Raw genomic sequence first — 15,717 nt, 5'->3', positions numbered from 1 at the left:
GCTCCGTCACGTGCGGTGCTGGCCATCGACAGCCCACAATACTGCATACTTTCCGCCCTGGCGGAGCAGCTCCTCGTGGGTACCGTCCTCAATGATACGTCCTTGGTCTATGACGAGGATTCGGTCGGCCCTCCGCGCCGTAGCGAGGCGGTGCGCGACGATAACGGAGGTGCGTCCGCGGGTGGTTTTCGCGGCCGCGTCGAGCACGTCGCGTTCGGTCACGGGGTCGAGGGTGGCGGTGGCTTCGTCGAGAAGCACGACGCGCGGGTGGAGGATTTCCGCGCGGGCGAGCGCGATGATTTGGCGCTGGCCGGAACTCAAGCCCCGACCGCGTTCGCCGACGGGGTGGTTGAACCCGCCGGGGATGGAAGCGATGACGCCGAGCGCCCCGATACGCCTGACAGCATCCTCGATCTCGGCCGCGGTGGCATCCGAGACTCCATATGAGATGTTGTCGGCCACAGTCCCGGGAAAGAGGTAGGACTCTTGCGGCACCTGCGCCAGCGCGCGCCGCCAATCCACGAGCGGGAAGTCACGCACGTCCGCGCCGCTCGCGGTCACAGCGCCCGTCACGGGATCATAGAAACGCGCCAACAGCTTGACGACGCTTGATTTGCCCGCCCCCGTCGGCCCCACCAAGGCGACAGTCTGACCTGGCTGGACGGTGACGGCGACATCACTAAGCACATCGGGGCCGTCGGCGGTGTAGGAGAAAGTGACGTTCTCCAGGGCGAGCTCGCCCTGTGCGGCGGTGGCAGCGCCCGTGCGGGTACCGGTGTCGGGAACCGTGGTCTCAGTGTCGAGCAGTTCGCGGATGCGGTCGAAGCTGACGGTGGCTTGCTGCCAAGAGTCGAAAATCTGGCCCAGCTGCTGGATCGGCCCGTAGAGCAGGCTCAAGTACATGGTGAAAGCGACCAGCACACCGACCGACAGGGTGCCGTCGGCGACGCGGGTCGCGCCCACACCGACCACTACTGCTGTCATGATCTGGGTGATCGCTTGCATGCCGTTGAAGTAGAAGGCGACGAGCAGCTGGGAGCGCATGCGCAAGCGCCGATACTTCTCGCTTTCGTCGCGGAAGCCTGCTTCTGCAACCGGCTCCATCAGGTGCATCTGGCTGCTGCGGATGCCGCCGATGAGCTCCGCGAACTCGCCATTGACCGCCGAGATCTGTGCACGGGCTTGGGCGTGGAAACGCTTTGAGTAATGGCGGAACACCACCGTGATCACCGCGATGATCGGCACTGCGGCGAGAGCAATGAGTGCGAGTGAACCGTCCGTTGCCACGAGCATGACAGTGACACCAATGAGCGTGCCGACGGAGACCACCGCTTGCGCCAATCCCGTCTGCAGGAAACTGGATAGCGTGTCGATGTCGGTGGTCATCCGCGTCATGATCCGCCCCGACAGATTCGACTCGAAGTAGCTCAGACCCAGTTTCTGCAAGTGGTCATAACTACGGACCCGCAAGCCGTAGAGGAGCCGCTCGCCGGAGCGCGAGGACAGTACCGTCATTGCTGCGTTCGCAGCCCAGGCGATGACCACAACGATGAGGGCGGCCGCGCCGACGGCCCACAGTGCGCCCGGGTCGCCCGCCTGGATGCCGCGGTCGATCGCGGTGCGCACCAGGGTGGGGAAGGCCAAGTCCGTGAGCACCCCGACCACGAGTAAGAGAGTGACGGCGAGGATGAGCCAGCGCACAGAGCGCAGCATCGCGCGCACACCCTCCGGGATGGTGCCAGTGGGTTGTTCCGTGGCAGGAGGGAGGTGTTCGAGGCGCTCCAACAACTCCGGCGTCGCGGTGACCACGCGGGCGGCACCCCCGCCCCCGCCGCCGCGACCACCGCCACCGCCGAAACCGGCCCCGGCTCCGGCGCCCGCTGCTCGGGTGAGCACGTGCTCGTGGGTTTCCTCAGCGACCTCGGGCCAGAGTTGGTCGTGGGAAGGTTCGGGACGCTGGGCGCGGCCGACATCCGGGTCCATGAGCGCGCGGTAGAGGTCAGTCTCCACAATCTCCTCGCGCGGACCGTCGGCGACCACGCGGCTGCCGCCGCTGCCCTCACCGTCCGCAGGGGAGAGGATGATCACCCGGTCGGCGTGGTCCACCGTCGACTGCCGGTGCGCCACGGCAATGAGAGTCACGCCTTCGAGGTTGTCGCGCAGATTGCGCAGGATAGTCGACTCGGTGGAGGCGTCGATAGCTGAGGTCGCGTCGTCGAGCACGAGCACCGCCGGCTGAGACAGAAGCGCGCGGGCAAGCGCGATGCGTTGACGCTGCCCGCCAGACAACGTCAGGCCGCGCTCGCCGACGACAGTGTCGTAACCGTCGGGGAGGTTCTCGATGAACTCGTCGGCGCAGGCCATCCGTGCCGCGTGGGCGACCTCGGCGTCGGTGACGCCAGCACCCATGGCGATGTTGTCCCGGATGGAGACGGAGAAGAGGAACGCCTCGTCGAAGACGCAGGTGACTGCTTTGAGGATTTCCCTGGCGGGAAAGTCTGAGTAGCGGAACCGTTGCCCGGAGGCGTCGATAAGCGACATGCTCCCGGAATCTGGGGTGTAGAACGCGCCTGCGAGCTGGACTGCCATGGATTTGCCGGCGCCGGCGGGGCCGATGACGCTGACGTGCTCGCCGGGGGAGACGGTGAAGCTGACATCGTCGAGCACACAGCGTCCGTCGGTGGTGAAGGTGACGTGGTCGAAGTCGATGCCGGCGGGGCCGTTAGGCACCGTCGGGGCAGTGGGCGCGGGTTGCTCCGGGGAGAGGGCGAGCACGTCGTCGAGCCGATCAATGCCGCTCATGCCCATCTGCAGCGTGACGTAAGTGTTGGCCAGCATCGACATCGACTGCGTCAGTGACGTCAGATAGACGGTGAAGGCGACGAATCCGCCGACTGTCATGCCGCCGCCGAGCGCGATGAGACCGCCCGCGACGATGGTGACCACCAGCGCGATGTTGGGGAGTTGGGTCAACGTCGGTTGGAACCGGGCGGTGAGCTTGGCGGCGCGCATTTTCACCGCATAGAGGTCGCGGGCGAGCCGGTCGAGCACGGACACCTCATGTTCAGCTCGGCCAAAGGCTTTGACCACGCGGACGCCGGAGACGGTTTGCTCGACGTGGCTGGCTAGCTCTGCCGCAGACTGCTGGTTCGCCCACGTAGCGGCGTACATGGATCTGCGTGAGCGGCCGCCGACCCACACGATGAGCGGCAGGAATCCCAGCGACATCAGTGTCAGCGGAACGTCGAGGGAGAGCATGATCGCCAGCGTGAGCAGCAACTGCACGAGGCGAGTGAGGGCAAGCGGCGCCATGGCGAAGACCGAGAACAGCTGCCCTAAGTCAGTAATCGAGTGCGAAACGATCTGCCCGGTGACAATGTCGTCCTGACCGGGACCGTCAAGGCGATGCAGAGTTCTCAGCAGCTCCACGCGCACCCAGTGCTGCGAGCGGGTGGCCAATGAACCGGCTGCCCAGCGGCGCAGCACCTGGAACGCGAACTGGGCTGCCGCTATACCCACCATCGCCCACGCGATCGTGGTGATGGATCCCTCGCGGGCGCCGGTGGCGACATCAACAGCTGCACCAGTCAAGCCGGGAACGGCGACTTGCAGGACCGCCGCGACCACAGCGGTGATAAGCGTCAGGGCAGCGAATCCCGCATTCGCTTTCAGCGCGCGGGTCAGCAGGGGACTTATTCGGATTCACCCTTCGTGCCGCGAGAGAAGCGGCTGCGCAGAGCGTTTTCCTCCAGCTCGTCAGCGTTACCGGTGATGCCGAGCTTTTCCAGGATGCCCTTCGCCTCTGGGTCGCCTTCGATCTCCGGGCCGTTGTCGCGGTTTTTGCGGAAGACGGAAATCATCGCCGCGAGGCGGGAATTCTTGTCAGACTCTGCCTTGTCCAACTCTTCCTCGACCTCCGTCTTCGGTGGTAGCTCCTGAAGGAACTGGGCCGGCGGGTGACCGAGGTTGTTCGACACGTTGTCCACGACAGCCTTCGCCAGCTTGCGGTTGGCGTACAGGCCGGCCACCGCACCGATGCCGAACGGCATCAGCTTGCCGATCCACATCCGGCGCAGACGCTTCGAGATCGACTTCCTCAGCGCCCGCGTCATCATCGAGTTCGCCTGGTTGAGGGTGGGGCCGGTGAAGTTCTTCAACATCTTCGGTCCTGGCATTCGCGCGGCCTCGGGCCCGATGAGCGTATCGACGATCGCCGTGCCCTGCGTGCCCAGCAAGACCATGAGAACGATCGCTTTGCGGTGTTCCTCGTCGGAGATGTCTGCACCGCGCAGGTACGCGGAACCGACCGTGTAGACAGCCGCCAAATCCACAAACAGGAGGGACTCCCCGGCAATCGCCGCCGTGCCGGTGACGAATCCGACACCGGGGATGGCGGCAGCACCGCCCGCACCGGCACCAGAACCGGCCGCGATAGTGAGGAAGTGCTTATCCATCATCTCCTGGATCTGCTGCGGAGTGGCCTCCGGGTTCGCGCGGCGCAGGCGGTCCACGTAGGCCTCGATCAGCCCGCTCTGCAGCCGGACTGCGCGATCGAGGGCTTTGATGAAGCCCTTGCCGATGGCAGAGGCGTTCTCCTCGAGCTGCGCGGAGTCCGTGTAACCGCCCTGGGGGCCGTTTTCGGCCACGGCTTGATCGTTCTTCTTCTTGCGGCCGAACATGGTGATCTCGTCTCCTTGGGGGTTGGTTGGGGGAACATTAGTGTCGTGTTCCCGGCCACGTCATCATAGGCCGGGATTACATGACACGGCTACAGTTGTCCGCATGGCAGCTGTTTCCGCCACTGACCCCGTCGTGCACACCCATGCTGGGACAGTGCGCGGGGTTGTCGATCCTGGCTCGGGCATGCGCACGTGGCGCGGCATCCCCTACGGGGCACCGACCGGGGGGAAGCACCGCTTCCACGCCCCGCGCCCTCGAGAGGCGTGGCGCGGGGAATTCGACGCCTCCGAGTTCAGCCAGCCCGCCATGCAAGGCACCTACGGGTGGAACGACAAAGTCATTGGCACCGAGGACTGTCTCACCCTCGACATTGTCCGCCCCGACACCGACGATGTTCTGCCTGTCGTCGTCTACATGCACGGCGGGACCTTCCTCACCGGCGCCTCCCACGAGAAGGTGCTGCAAGGCCACGGTCTGGCCGCGGCGGCGGACATCGTCTACGTCTCACTGAACTTCCGGCTCGGTGTGCTCGGTTACCTGGATATGCGCTCGCTCGGGCCGGACTGTGTGGCCAACCCCGCCACGTTGGACCAGATCCTCGCTCTGCACTGGGTGCGCGACAACATCGCCTTCTTCGGTGGGGACCCGGACCGGGTGACCATCATGGGTGAATCCGCAGGCGCCAACGCTGTGACCACCTTGATGAGCTCCCCGCAAGCGCGCGGCCTGTTCCACGGTGCAGTCGCGCAGTCGAATCCCGCCAGCGCGGTGCATGCGCGCGTCCAGGCGGCCATGTGGGTGCGCTCGCTTCTCGACGGCATGGGCATGTCCCGCCTGTCCACCCTCTCCGACCTCCGCGAGGTCGATGGAGAAGAACTAGTCCGCGTAGGCAACTCGTTGCTTGTGCGCTCTGGTGAGATGAAGTACCTCAACCTCGCGTTCATGCCCACGGTGGATGAGAACGTCTTGCCCAAGCACCCCATCGATGCCTTCACCGACAATGAGGAAGCGCCGGTGCCGCTGCTCATCGGCTCTAACTCCGGCGAAGCCAGCTTCACCAAAGCCATGTTCGTCTCCAGCAAGGCCCGCGGCCGGGCCGCGCGCCGGCTGCTAGAGGTTTACGACCCCGACCACGCCGACGCGATCCTGGAGGCCTACGACTGCGCGACCGAACGCTCCGACTTCGCTGAGCTCGTTGCCGACGCCGTGTTCTGGGCGCCGTCGGTGCGCATCGCGACGGAGCACCGCCGGGTTGCGCCGGTGTGGATGTACCACTTCGACTATGTTGTCCCCGCCCTAGAGCGACTCGGAGTGGGCGCGATCCACACCGCTGACCTCGAGGCCATCTTCGGCCACCAGTTCGCGACCCCCGCTGGTTTGCTCACCCGTTTGGGCAAACGCGATGACTTCGCCGCCGTGAGCGAGCGCATGCAGCACCACTGGGGCCTGTTCTTCCACACCGGCCGCCCCGGCGACGACTGGCCGGAGTACGGTTTCCGTTCTGACCAGCGCCCCGGCCGCGCCACCGCCGTCATTCGCACTCAGCCAACCATCGTGTGGGACCCGAAACCCGCCAAGCGCCGCGCCTGGGAAGGCTTCGAGATGACCCAGTGGGGCACAGGCCGCCCTGAGCTGCTGGAGTCCATCGCGGACTTCATCGGCGTCTAGCAGCGAATCCTCATGCAGGCTGCGACCAGCGCAGCTAGGCTAGTGGCGTCCGGGCGCGACTAACCCCGGGAACCAAGGAAGGGAACCGGATCAATGAGCTTCTTCGAGGACATCGCCGCAGGTCTTGACCGTGAGGGCATTGAATCGCGCGTGCACGACGACACCATGTTCGTGCCCATTACCTCCGAGGTGGAGATCCACTTCGTGGAGATCGACCCGCACCTGCCGGCCGCGAACGTCTACATTGCCGCCGCGGACGTCGACGAGGATGACGAAGACTTCGAGGCTGTGCTCGTCTCCGTTGTTTTCTCTGTCGATGACGCAGTGGCGACCGTGGCACGCCACATGGCCACCGATCAGATCATCACGGTGCTGCGTGACCTGCTCGAAGGCACTGACGAGCGCATCGGCGACCTGGAGTTCTTCCAGGATCCGATTGACCCCCACCTGGTTCGTGCGGAGGTCGGTGAGAACGCTGAGCTCCACGTCCAGGTCGAGGTCACAGACGGCACCCCGTGCGCTGCAGTCACGTTTGTCGCGCTGCCTGACACCTACGACGACCTGCTCGACGACGCTATCGGTGAACTCTGGGATTCTGATGGTGATGCCGAGCTGACGGATGAGGACCGCGAGCGCCTCTTCGCCTCCCTCCACGCCGAGGCCTCTGCCGATGCCGAGTCCCTTGACCTGGGCACCTTCTCCGACTTCGACCGGCTTTTCGACGTCCTGTGCCTCGCCGCCGACCAAGCCGAGGATTGGGAATCCCAACTGCTTCCCTTTGACGACGATGACTTCGACGAGCCCGAGGTCTACGACATCTTCGGAGCCGACGACGGCGAAGACGACGAAGACGAGGATGACGACGCGGAAGACCTCGATCCCATTGACGACGTCGACACAGAGGACGAGATCTAACGCCCCTCGCTTAGGCCGCCGCTAGACCCTCGAACATGGAGGGCGGGGAGTAGACGGGGGCGAAGGTGCCGTCGACAAGCCAGACGAAGGTCGCGCCTGTGGGGGAGTAGACCTCGTGCACGGCGCCAGCCATGCTGGACGGAACCAGCGCGCGCACCCATGCCTCGGCGATGTCGCTGTCGACGGTGATGCCGCTGGCGTCAGTGAAGCGGACCTCAATGAGGTAGGCGGGGACATGGCGCTCGCCGAAGCCCTTGATGCGGGCGCGTGCCCGAGGGCCGACGCGGCGCCGGGTAATGGCCACGTTCAGTTGAGGCCCTCCGTCCATGCGGGGGAGAGTACGGGTCGGTGGCCGCCAGTCGGGGTTGGGTCGCGCCAGGGAGCGCGGGTGATGAATGACCGCCTCAATGCGGTCGAGGGTCGGTGCGTGGCTGGAACGGATCTGGCGGGCGAGTTCTTGGCTGTAAGAGCTGTGGCTGATGTATGTCATGGCCCAGAATCTACGAAGTGGCCCAGACACTCCCTCATCGAGGTTCGAACAAGCATTCTACTGCAAGCCGGAGTCCTGCACTTTCACGGGTTCATGTGGCGCAATATTCGGCCGAATCCCTAAATCTGTCCCGGCGCAGTAGGCTCAAACACGCCATGAGCACCCCGAAAAACTCTGAACATGCCGCGCTACCCAAGATCCCCCAGGAGATTTGGGTTCTTGTCGCCGCCGCTTTCCTCATCGCGCTCGGGTATGGGCTCATTGCGCCGATCATCCCGCAGTTCGCGGTGAGCTTCGGCGTCTCGATGGCGGCTGCGGCTGCGGTCGTTTCGGTATTCTCTGGCGCCCGGTTGGTGGGGGCGCCGGGGGCGGGATGGCTCGTCGATAAGCTTGGCTCGCGCAAGGTGTACATCACAGGTCTCCTGGTTGTGGCCGTGACCACCGCGCTTGTGGCGGTAGCGCAGGAGTACTGGCATATGTTGGTGTTGCGGTTCCTTGCGGGGCTGGGCTCGACGATGTTCACGATCTCGGCGCAAGCGCTCATCGTGAAAGTGGCGCCGCCGCGAATTCGTGGGCGGGCGAGCTCGACCTATGCCACGGCGTTCCTGCTGGGCAACATCATCGGCCCGGTTGTTGGTGCGGGCCTGTCGTTTCTAGGTATGCGCTGGCCGTTCGTCATTTACGGCGCTGCCGTTGCTGCCGCGGCCGTGGTCGTTTGGGTGCGTTTGCCCAAGCATGATCGGGACGTGGACCTCGCCGCGCGTCCGCCGATGCGCCTGGATGAGGCATTCGGCCATCCCAGTTACCGCGCGTTGCTCGCCTCCGCCTTTGCCAACGGCTGGGTGAACATGGGCGTGCGCGTGGCGGTCCTCCCGCTGTTCGCTGCCTCGGTTTTCCCGCATGGTGCGGCGGAGGCCGGTCTCGCGCTTGCGGCATTCGCGCTCGGCAACGCCGTCACGCTGCAGTTTTCGGGCAAGCTTGCCGACGACATCGGCCGCAAACCCCTCATCCTTACCGGCCTGGCAGTCACCGCCTTATCCACAGCGGTCATGGGATTCGCCGAGAGCTTCTGGCCGCTCATTGTGATCTCGGTTATCGCCGGCGTCGGTGGGGGACTGCTCGTGCCCAGCCAGCAAGCGAGCCTGGCGGACATCATCGGCAACGACCGCTCCGGCGGCAAGACTATGTCTGTCTTCCAAATGTGCATGGATGCCGGCCAGGTGATCGGGCCGATTCTGATCGGCGCAGCGGCCGGTCAGTTCGGTTTCCCAGTCGCGTTCGGAATCTGCGGTGCCATCGCAGTACTGGCACAGGTCGTCTGGGCAGTCGTCGGCAAGGAAACGCATCCGGAGAAAGCTGACCAATGAGAATCATCCTCGACTGCGACCCGGGTATTGATGACACCTACGCGCTGATCCACCTCACCGCCGCCGCGCACGCCGGTGAGCTGGAGTTGGAGTGCGTGACCACTACGGCCGGCAATGTCGAGGCCGACCAGTGCGCCCGCAACGCCGCTTGGATCCTCTCCCTGTGCAATGTCCCGTGGACTCCACTGGCCGCGGGCATCCCGGAGCCGCTTGGTTGGGAGTTGACCACCACGCCTGACACCCACGGCGACACTGGCCTGGGTTATGCGACTGCCCCTGAGCGTCACATCGAGAGCGACTGGGACATGCTCTGGATTGATGCGATCGAGCGCGGCACCGACGACCTCCATCTCATCGTCAGCGGGCCGATGACCAATCTTGCCGCCTTCGCACGCCTCCACCCGGAGCACTACAAAAAGCTCAAGCACATCACCGTCATGGGCGGCGCATTCAACTACCCGGGCAACACCACGCCCACAGCCGAGTGGAACTTCTGGGTGGACCCGCACGCGGCCAAGGAAGTCTTCGACTCCGCGCCCGTGCCCATCACTCTGTGTCCGCTCAATGTCACCGAGCGCATGGTGCTCACACCCTCTCGCTTGGACGACCTGGTGTCGGCGCTCAGCGGCTCACCGCTCGCAGAGCATCTCGAGCCGATCACGCGGTTCTACTTCGAATTCCACGAGGATGTAGGGGAGGGCTACCGAGCCCAGATCCACGACCTGCTCACGGTCATGGTCGCGCTCGGTCAAGTCCCCAGCGCGGGCGAACTCACCACAATCAACCTCGACCCCGACTCCGAGCTCTTCCGTGGGACCGCCGTTGCCGATGTCAAAGGCATCTGGGAGCGCGAGCCCAACGCCCGCATCATCAGCAACGCGGACATTGACGCAGCATGGGCGCTTTTCGACGCCTCCTGCCGCATCCACTCACGCATTGCCACCGGCGACGCGGAACTCGATCGGCTGAGGCACCTCCGGGCGGAGGACTAAGGGTTGAGAAAGCACCGAACTGGTTATTCTGCGCTAGACAGTTGGTCTGGTGGTCAGTGGAATGGCCCCGGGCAGCGTTTAAAACGGGTAATCTTTAGGGGCATTTATTACGGAATGATCTCCGATTGCTGCAGGTACTGAGTCTAGAAAGGCTATTCGTGTCAGAATTCGATGAAGGTTTCTACGTTATGTTCACTGCGCTCGCGCGTCAGCAGGGGCTTGACTCCGCGGTGCAACAAATGACGAATCTCAACATTTTGCCTGCAGATGAGATCGCGGCGATGCGAGAGAAGTACACAACTGGAATCGCGCGAGTTGCAGGTATCGGCGGGCCCGTTATGGCAAGGGCGCAGGAAAGCTGGTATGCGGGTGCCCAGGCCACTGATCCCAGTTGGAGTCAGTTTGTCAAGTCAATGGAAAGGGAAAACAGGGGAAACCAGGTCCAAGAAGTTCACCTGGCAAGCGATAAAATTATCGGGTTGACACCTAACACTAAGGCAGGAGAAGGAAAGAGAAGGGGGAAGGGTCTTGTAGTCGGTTTTGTTCAGAGCGGTAAGACAACAAACTTCACGGCTGTCGCCGCGAAAGCATCTGATTTGGATTATCGGATGGTCATCGTACTCGCGGGAATTCATAATTCGTTACGCCGCCAGACCCAAACGCGTTTGGAAGAGATCCTGTCTCCAGAAGAGAACCGCGGCCGATGGCAGCCAATCACCAGACGCAATCAGGATTTCGATCTCGTGAGATTGGATGAGGAAGCTAAGGAGGAGGGTAGCGCCTTCAATGCGGAATCTCTGCTCAACAACCCAGGAAAGACTCTGCTCGTTGTTGTTAAAAAGAATCACGTCGTTCTGAGAAAGCTCCGTGACTGGCTCTCTACAGATGCGGCCCAGAAGCAGCTCCAGGAGAATCACGTTCTCGTAATCGACGATGAGGCGGATCAAGCCTCCGTTGAAACAAATACAATCAATCCTCTTATCCGTGAGATCCTTCAGCTCATGCCATTGAGCACCTACATCGGGTACACGGCGACACCGTTCGCAAACGTATTTATTAACCCGCATGTCTCTGACGATCTATACCCGGAGGATTTCATATACCCGCTACCTCGCCCCGAAGGATACTTCGGACCGGAGAAGCTTTTTGGCCGAGACGTGCTTGACGGTGGAGAAGATTTTGACGGGTATGACATGATCCGTGAGATTCCCGAGGAAGATGAGTTCCTCTACAGACCTAGGAAGCGCAACGAGGTGTCCAGCTTCAATCCGACAATGACACCTGAACTGCGAGAAGCGGTGAGGTGGTTCTGCTTAGCCACAGCTGCCCGGTGGAACCGGGAGCATCCCGATGAGTTCGTGAACAGCTCTATGTTGATCCACACATCTTACCAGATCGAAGTGCATCAGAGCTACGAAGAAATGCTCAAAGAGGAAATTACTCAACTGAGCGAAAGTGTAACTTCTTTAGACGAAACTGTTCTGGATGAACTTAGAGAACAGTGGCTTCGAGAAACCGCTGCCGTCGATTCGTCGATCTTTGGTCGGGAGATTGAAACCTTCCACGAAGTTTTAGCTCAACTGCCTGCCGTCCTTAAAGATGTACGGGTAGTAATCGAAAATAGCGGCAGCGCAGAAAGACTCGACTATAAGAAAAAGCAAGATAACACGATCGTTGCAGTCGGCGGAAACACACTGTCCCGCGGCATCACTCTTCTCGGCCTTGTTTCCAGTGTCTTCATTCGACCGAGTAACACTTATGACACATTGATGCAGATGGGGCGATGGTTTGGGTTTCGTGAAGGGTACGAGGAACTCCCACGAATCTGGACGACCGATCAACTGCGAAGATCCTTCCGCCATCTCGCCTTGGTTGAACAAGAGATGAGGTCGGATATGGAAGTGTACGAAAGGCAATCTTTAACACCTAGGGAAGCAGCCGTGCGGATTAGGACTCACCCAACTTTGAGAATTACGGCCAAGATGGGTGCAGCAGTAGCGGCTCAGACATCATTCAATGGTGCTCGACTTCAAATTCGTGATTACGAAATCGATACTGAGACGCTTGAAAAGAACTGGAATGCCGGTGAAGCACTAATAAATGCAGCCAAGCGGCGGTCAACTCCGGAAGAAGTGCAAAGCACACACATCGTATACCGTGATGTTCCGGTTGAGCCTGTGCTGGAGTTTCTTGATAGATATCATGTCTCTTCGGATCAACCGGATGTGGATACTGATGCTATCAAACGCTATATTCAAGGGCGTCTAGCTGCCGATAATCCCCAAATGGGCCTCTGGAACGTGGCGATCCGCGGTGGCGATCGGGAAGAAAAAGTCACAGACTTCGCCGGTCACGAAGTGAGATTAGTCAACCGCGCCCCTCTTAAGGATTCAAAGAGCGGACGCGCTGACATCGGTACATTGATGGTCCCGCAAGATTTGGTTATTGACCTTGATATTCCGAATTCCGAGGCACGAAGGCTCAAGGAATCCGGAATGAAAGAAAAGAGATGGGAATCTCCTGAGGTGAAGGACAAGGGGCTTTTGGTTCTCTACCCGATTGACCGGGAGAGTACAGACACTAGAAAAGCCGGCAGGCGTGCCGATATGAATAGCGCACTCCACGTGCTGGGAGTCGCGATTGTCTTTCCAAGGGCCAACTACTCAGAGAGCGAGCGAACCAAGAAGCAAACTACCCACATGCATGTTGATCTGGGAGCAGTAGAGGCCAACGAAGTAGAAGTAGAACTTGCAGAATCTCCCGAGCAGGTTGATACGTCCAGGGAACTCTACAAAGAAGCGCCATGAATCTAACTCGTTTTGACCTGCACCGAGCGTGGAACCTTGCTGCAGGGTTGCCCAATTCGGATGAATGGAATGCGGTCCGGCTCGGCTTGACAGCAAACGGGAACCAGGTTCTGCTGGCTCTTGACGTGCATGGACTCCGACACTTATTGGTTCCAGCGAAAACGAAGCGCTACTCTCTTAGAGCAAATGGCGAATTAAACGTCGAGGTAGGGCAGAGAGCGTTCAAGTTCTTTGACGATACAACTGAGTATGGCCGTTATGTAGACATTGCATGCTTGAACCCAAATCTAAATGATCAGTTTGACCATTTGGTGCTAGCTGTACTTGAGCGACTGGACGGAAGCCTTGATGGTGCCGAAGAGGCTGTACTCGAGGTGGCAAAGTGGAGGACTCTTTTCGCTACCTTGGCAAAAGCATCCAAGCTTACGGTTGAAGAAAAGATTGGGGCTTTCGCTGAGATCTTTGTGCTCGAGAGTGTCATTCGAAGCCGAGAGGATTTTTCACCCGAAAGTTGGACCGGTCCCCAACGGGAGCCACACGATTTCGAACTCTCTAATTTGTCAATTGAAGTCAAGGGCTTCTCGCAAGACAAGAACCGTGTCCGTATCAATGGCTTAAGGCAGTTAGACCAGACAGATTCCAAACCGCTCCTTCTAGTGATGATCACTGTCGAAGCTCACGATGACGGTTTCGCAATCGGTGAATTGCTCGATCGTGTGATTTCGGGGCGGGTAGATGAACACGCATTACGACAAAGAGCCGCCATGTCTGGGGTTTTCGGCAGTTCTGAGGACAGTGATCGCTTTGTGGTAAAAGGTGCCATGACTTGCTGGGTGGAGGATCCGTTTCCCCGAATCACTGGTTCGGCAATCGAATGTAAGGGGATTACAAACGTGCATTACGACATTTCATTGAACGCAGTGCTCCCCTTCATGTCGGCAGTCGAACCCCAGGATTTGGGTGGAGTTTTCAATGAATGATGCTCGATGGTGGTCCCAGCCGATGCGTCCGGAGGGAGACAACACCGGATCCGGAATCAAGAAACAACTTGGAAAGCCCACTCAGCTCGGTGAGTATGAAGTTTTGATTCGCGAAGCGGTTCAGAACTCGTGGGATGCGCGATTAAGTGATCTTGGAGTTAAGTTTCGTGTAGAGCTTCGCACGCTAGGTGAGAATAGCGTCGAGTGGTCGCGCGTACTTAAAGATGACAATCTTCCAGAGGAACAAGCAGCAGTGCTGAACACTCTGGGTCCAGAGACTGTCATTCTTGTGATTTCAGATCGAGGTACTACTGGGTTAGGCGGCCCTATAAGGTCGGATCGAGTGAATACGACGGATGAGATAGCCAATTTCGTGCAGTTCATGAGGAATGTTGGAGAAGCCCGGGATTCCGAACTAGGAGGCGGTACGTACGGTTACGGGAAGGGAATCTTTTATAGGATTAGTAAAGCTTCGATGATTCTTGTCGACTCCCAGAATAATGGGGCTGGGGATACGCAACGGCGCCTTATGGGGGCTGCGCTCGGAGAAGCTTTCAACTCACCGGACGGTCGGCGATTTACCGGCCGGCATTGGTGGGGCGTGGTCAATGACGGTATCCCTGATCCATTACTGAACGAAGAAGCGCAGCAGCTCGCTACATCACTAGGGCTCCCAGGTTTTGAACGCAACGAAACTGGGACCGACATTATCGTACTTGCCCCAGACTTGACGCTAGAGGATGAGTCAGAAACGCTCTTGTCGCTCGCTACCCGAATTCGCAGTCATGTCTATTGGCATCTTTGGCCGAAGTTTATGACCCCTCAGCGGCCTCGTGGAATAGACTTCTCAATCTCAGTGAATGGAACTGAGCTAGAAATCCCGAAGATTTCTTCAGTGCCTGTCATCAGAAATTTTGCTCGAGCCTTAGACAATATTGCAAAGCGCGAAGGCATTGACTATGAGTTGAAAAAGTATCGTCCTAATTCGCTAGGCGAGTTTGCTGTAGATTATGTTGTTTCTGCGGCATCGCACACGCTGAACGATAATATTCGGAGCATTCTTGATCACGCGGTCATCCATCCTCCGTACCGTCACGTTGCTCGAATGCGTCAAGCAGAGCTCGTCGTTGACTATGTGCCAACTGCGCCTATGCAAACCACTGACGTTGGGTACGTAGGGGTGTTTCGGGCTAGTGCCTTCGCTGATGAGGCCTTCGCCGAATCCGAACCTCCTACGCACGATGTCTGGGCGACAGCAGGATTAACCGGAACCAATCTAGGCATCGTTCGCGGTGCGAAAGGATTCATTGAGTCCGAAACAAATGCTCTGGTGGCAGCGAAATCAGGGGCTCGTTCGCGCTTGGTTCAAGGGCTCGGGAAGGTATCGAGTGAACTGGGCAGTTACTTGGCTCCCACTGCTTTAGTAGGCAACGAAGATTCCCGGGAAGCAGGACAAACGGCTCGCGCTTCCCGAAGCACGAAAACTTTCATTGATCTTGGTCAATCACCTTTACGCCTGGTGGATGGTCGAGCCTGCGTAGAGCACTGTGTTCAAGTGATGGCGAACGAAGATGTTCATATCAGGGCTGTAGCCTACGTTCTACTGGCAAACGGGGCCCGGGAAGACCCTAACAATCGCCCAAGCGGCGCGCAGACCCCAAGTTTCAGAGGGTGGTATCGGGTAGATGACGAAGAGCTCATTAGTTCCGAACCTAAAATTTCCCTGCTCGATCTACGAACCGGTGAAATAGCGGCAAGATTTGATTTCCTTCCCGACACCGCAGTCAAGACGATAGTCGAGATTGTTCATGTTTAGAC

Annotated in this window: 10 protein-coding genes; 7 read left to right on the top strand and 3 right to left on the bottom strand. The window is 60.0% G+C overall.

The window, feature by feature from the left end:
• Nucleotides 1–6: 6 nt before the first annotated feature.
• Both HMPREF0291_RS09530 and HMPREF0291_RS09525 read right to left on the bottom strand, forming a co-directional pair.
• Nucleotides 7–3,696, bottom strand: coding sequence for an ABC transporter ATP-binding protein (locus tag HMPREF0291_RS09530; RefSeq protein WP_408639917.1), 3,690 nt, complete (start codon nucleotides 3,694–3,696; stop codon nucleotides 7–9).
• Nucleotides 3,693–4,679: a hypothetical protein gene (locus HMPREF0291_RS09525; RefSeq protein WP_005290735.1), complete on the bottom strand. Its 987-nt coding sequence runs from the start codon at nucleotides 4,677–4,679 to the stop codon at nucleotides 3,693–3,695. The genes HMPREF0291_RS09530 and HMPREF0291_RS09525 overlap by 4 nt, the downstream gene beginning before the upstream one ends.
• A gap of 103 nt (nucleotides 4,680–4,782) precedes the next feature.
• On the opposite strand from HMPREF0291_RS09525, the gene HMPREF0291_RS09520 reads away from it, so the two are divergent.
• Nucleotides 4,783–6,348, top strand: coding sequence for a carboxylesterase/lipase family protein (locus HMPREF0291_RS09520; protein WP_005290732.1), 1,566 nt, complete (start codon nucleotides 4,783–4,785; stop codon nucleotides 6,346–6,348).
• Nucleotides 6,349–6,441: 93 nt separating this feature from the next.
• Complete coding sequence (locus HMPREF0291_RS09515) at nucleotides 6,442–7,263, top strand: hypothetical protein (protein WP_005290727.1); 822 nt, start codon at nucleotides 6,442–6,444, stop codon at nucleotides 7,261–7,263.
• A 10-nt stretch (nucleotides 7,264–7,273) separates the two neighbouring features.
• On the opposite strand, the gene HMPREF0291_RS09510 is transcribed toward HMPREF0291_RS09515, so the two are convergent.
• Entirely contained in the window at nucleotides 7,274–7,753 is a 480-nt protein-coding gene (locus tag HMPREF0291_RS09510) for a hypothetical protein (protein WP_005290724.1), read from the bottom strand.
• A 155-nt stretch (nucleotides 7,754–7,908) separates the two neighbouring features.
• On the opposite strand from HMPREF0291_RS09510, the gene HMPREF0291_RS09505 reads away from it, so the two are divergent.
• The 5 genes from HMPREF0291_RS09505 (at nucleotide 7,909) to HMPREF0291_RS11880 (ending at nucleotide 15,715) form a co-directional block, all read left to right on the top strand.
• Complete coding sequence (locus HMPREF0291_RS09505; protein WP_005290721.1) at nucleotides 7,909–9,120, top strand: MFS transporter; 1,212 nt, start codon at nucleotides 7,909–7,911, stop codon at nucleotides 9,118–9,120.
• A complete protein-coding gene (locus HMPREF0291_RS09500) occupies nucleotides 9,117–10,112 on the top strand; it encodes a nucleoside hydrolase (RefSeq protein WP_005290719.1) in 996 nt (331 codons plus the stop codon). The genes HMPREF0291_RS09505 and HMPREF0291_RS09500 overlap by 4 nt, the downstream gene beginning before the upstream one ends.
• Nucleotides 10,113–10,270: 158 nt before the next feature.
• Complete coding sequence (locus tag HMPREF0291_RS09495) at nucleotides 10,271–12,919, top strand: Z1 domain-containing protein (protein WP_156774841.1); 2,649 nt, start codon at nucleotides 10,271–10,273, stop codon at nucleotides 12,917–12,919.
• Nucleotides 12,916–13,899, top strand: a complete 984-nt coding sequence (locus HMPREF0291_RS09490; RefSeq protein WP_005290713.1) for a PD-(D/E)XK motif protein — start codon at nucleotides 12,916–12,918, stop codon at nucleotides 13,897–13,899. Before HMPREF0291_RS09495 ends, HMPREF0291_RS09490 begins: the two co-directional genes overlap by 4 nt.
• Nucleotides 13,892–15,715 carry a hypothetical protein gene (locus HMPREF0291_RS11880; RefSeq protein WP_005290710.1) on the top strand — a complete coding sequence of 608 codons (1,824 nt, stop codon included), beginning with the start codon at nucleotides 13,892–13,894 and terminating at the stop codon, nucleotides 15,713–15,715. The genes HMPREF0291_RS09490 and HMPREF0291_RS11880 overlap by 8 nt, the downstream gene beginning before the upstream one ends.
• Nucleotides 15,716–15,717 lie beyond the last annotated feature (2 nt).

The organism is Corynebacterium genitalium ATCC 33030 (assembly GCF_000143825.1).
GTDB classification, from domain to species: domain Bacteria; phylum Actinomycetota; class Actinomycetes; order Mycobacteriales; family Mycobacteriaceae; genus Corynebacterium; species Corynebacterium genitalium.
This window is presented reverse-complemented; position numbering and strand designations above follow the sequence as displayed.

Excerpts from the sequence above, each read along its gene's own strand:
- HMPREF0291_RS11880 (WP_005290710.1), top strand. The coding sequence starts at position 13,892 with ATGAATGATGCTCGATGGTGGTCCCAGCCGATGCGTCCGGAGGGAGAC.
- HMPREF0291_RS09505 (WP_005290721.1), top strand. The coding sequence starts at position 7,909 with ATGAGCACCCCGAAAAACTCTGAACATGCCGCGCTACCCAAGATCCCC.
- HMPREF0291_RS09520 (WP_005290732.1), top strand. The coding sequence starts at position 4,783 with ATGGCAGCTGTTTCCGCCACTGACCCCGTCGTGCACACCCATGCTGGG.
- HMPREF0291_RS09510 (WP_005290724.1), bottom strand. The coding sequence starts at position 7,753 with ATGACATACATCAGCCACAGCTCTTACAGCCAAGAACTCGCCCGCCAG.
- HMPREF0291_RS09490 (WP_005290713.1), top strand. The coding sequence starts at position 12,916 with ATGAATCTAACTCGTTTTGACCTGCACCGAGCGTGGAACCTTGCTGCA.
- HMPREF0291_RS09525 (WP_005290735.1), bottom strand. The coding sequence starts at position 4,679 with ATGTTCGGCCGCAAGAAGAAGAACGATCAAGCCGTGGCCGAAAACGGC.
- HMPREF0291_RS09500 (WP_005290719.1), top strand. The coding sequence starts at position 9,117 with ATGAGAATCATCCTCGACTGCGACCCGGGTATTGATGACACCTACGCG.
- HMPREF0291_RS09515 (WP_005290727.1), top strand. The coding sequence starts at position 6,442 with ATGAGCTTCTTCGAGGACATCGCCGCAGGTCTTGACCGTGAGGGCATT.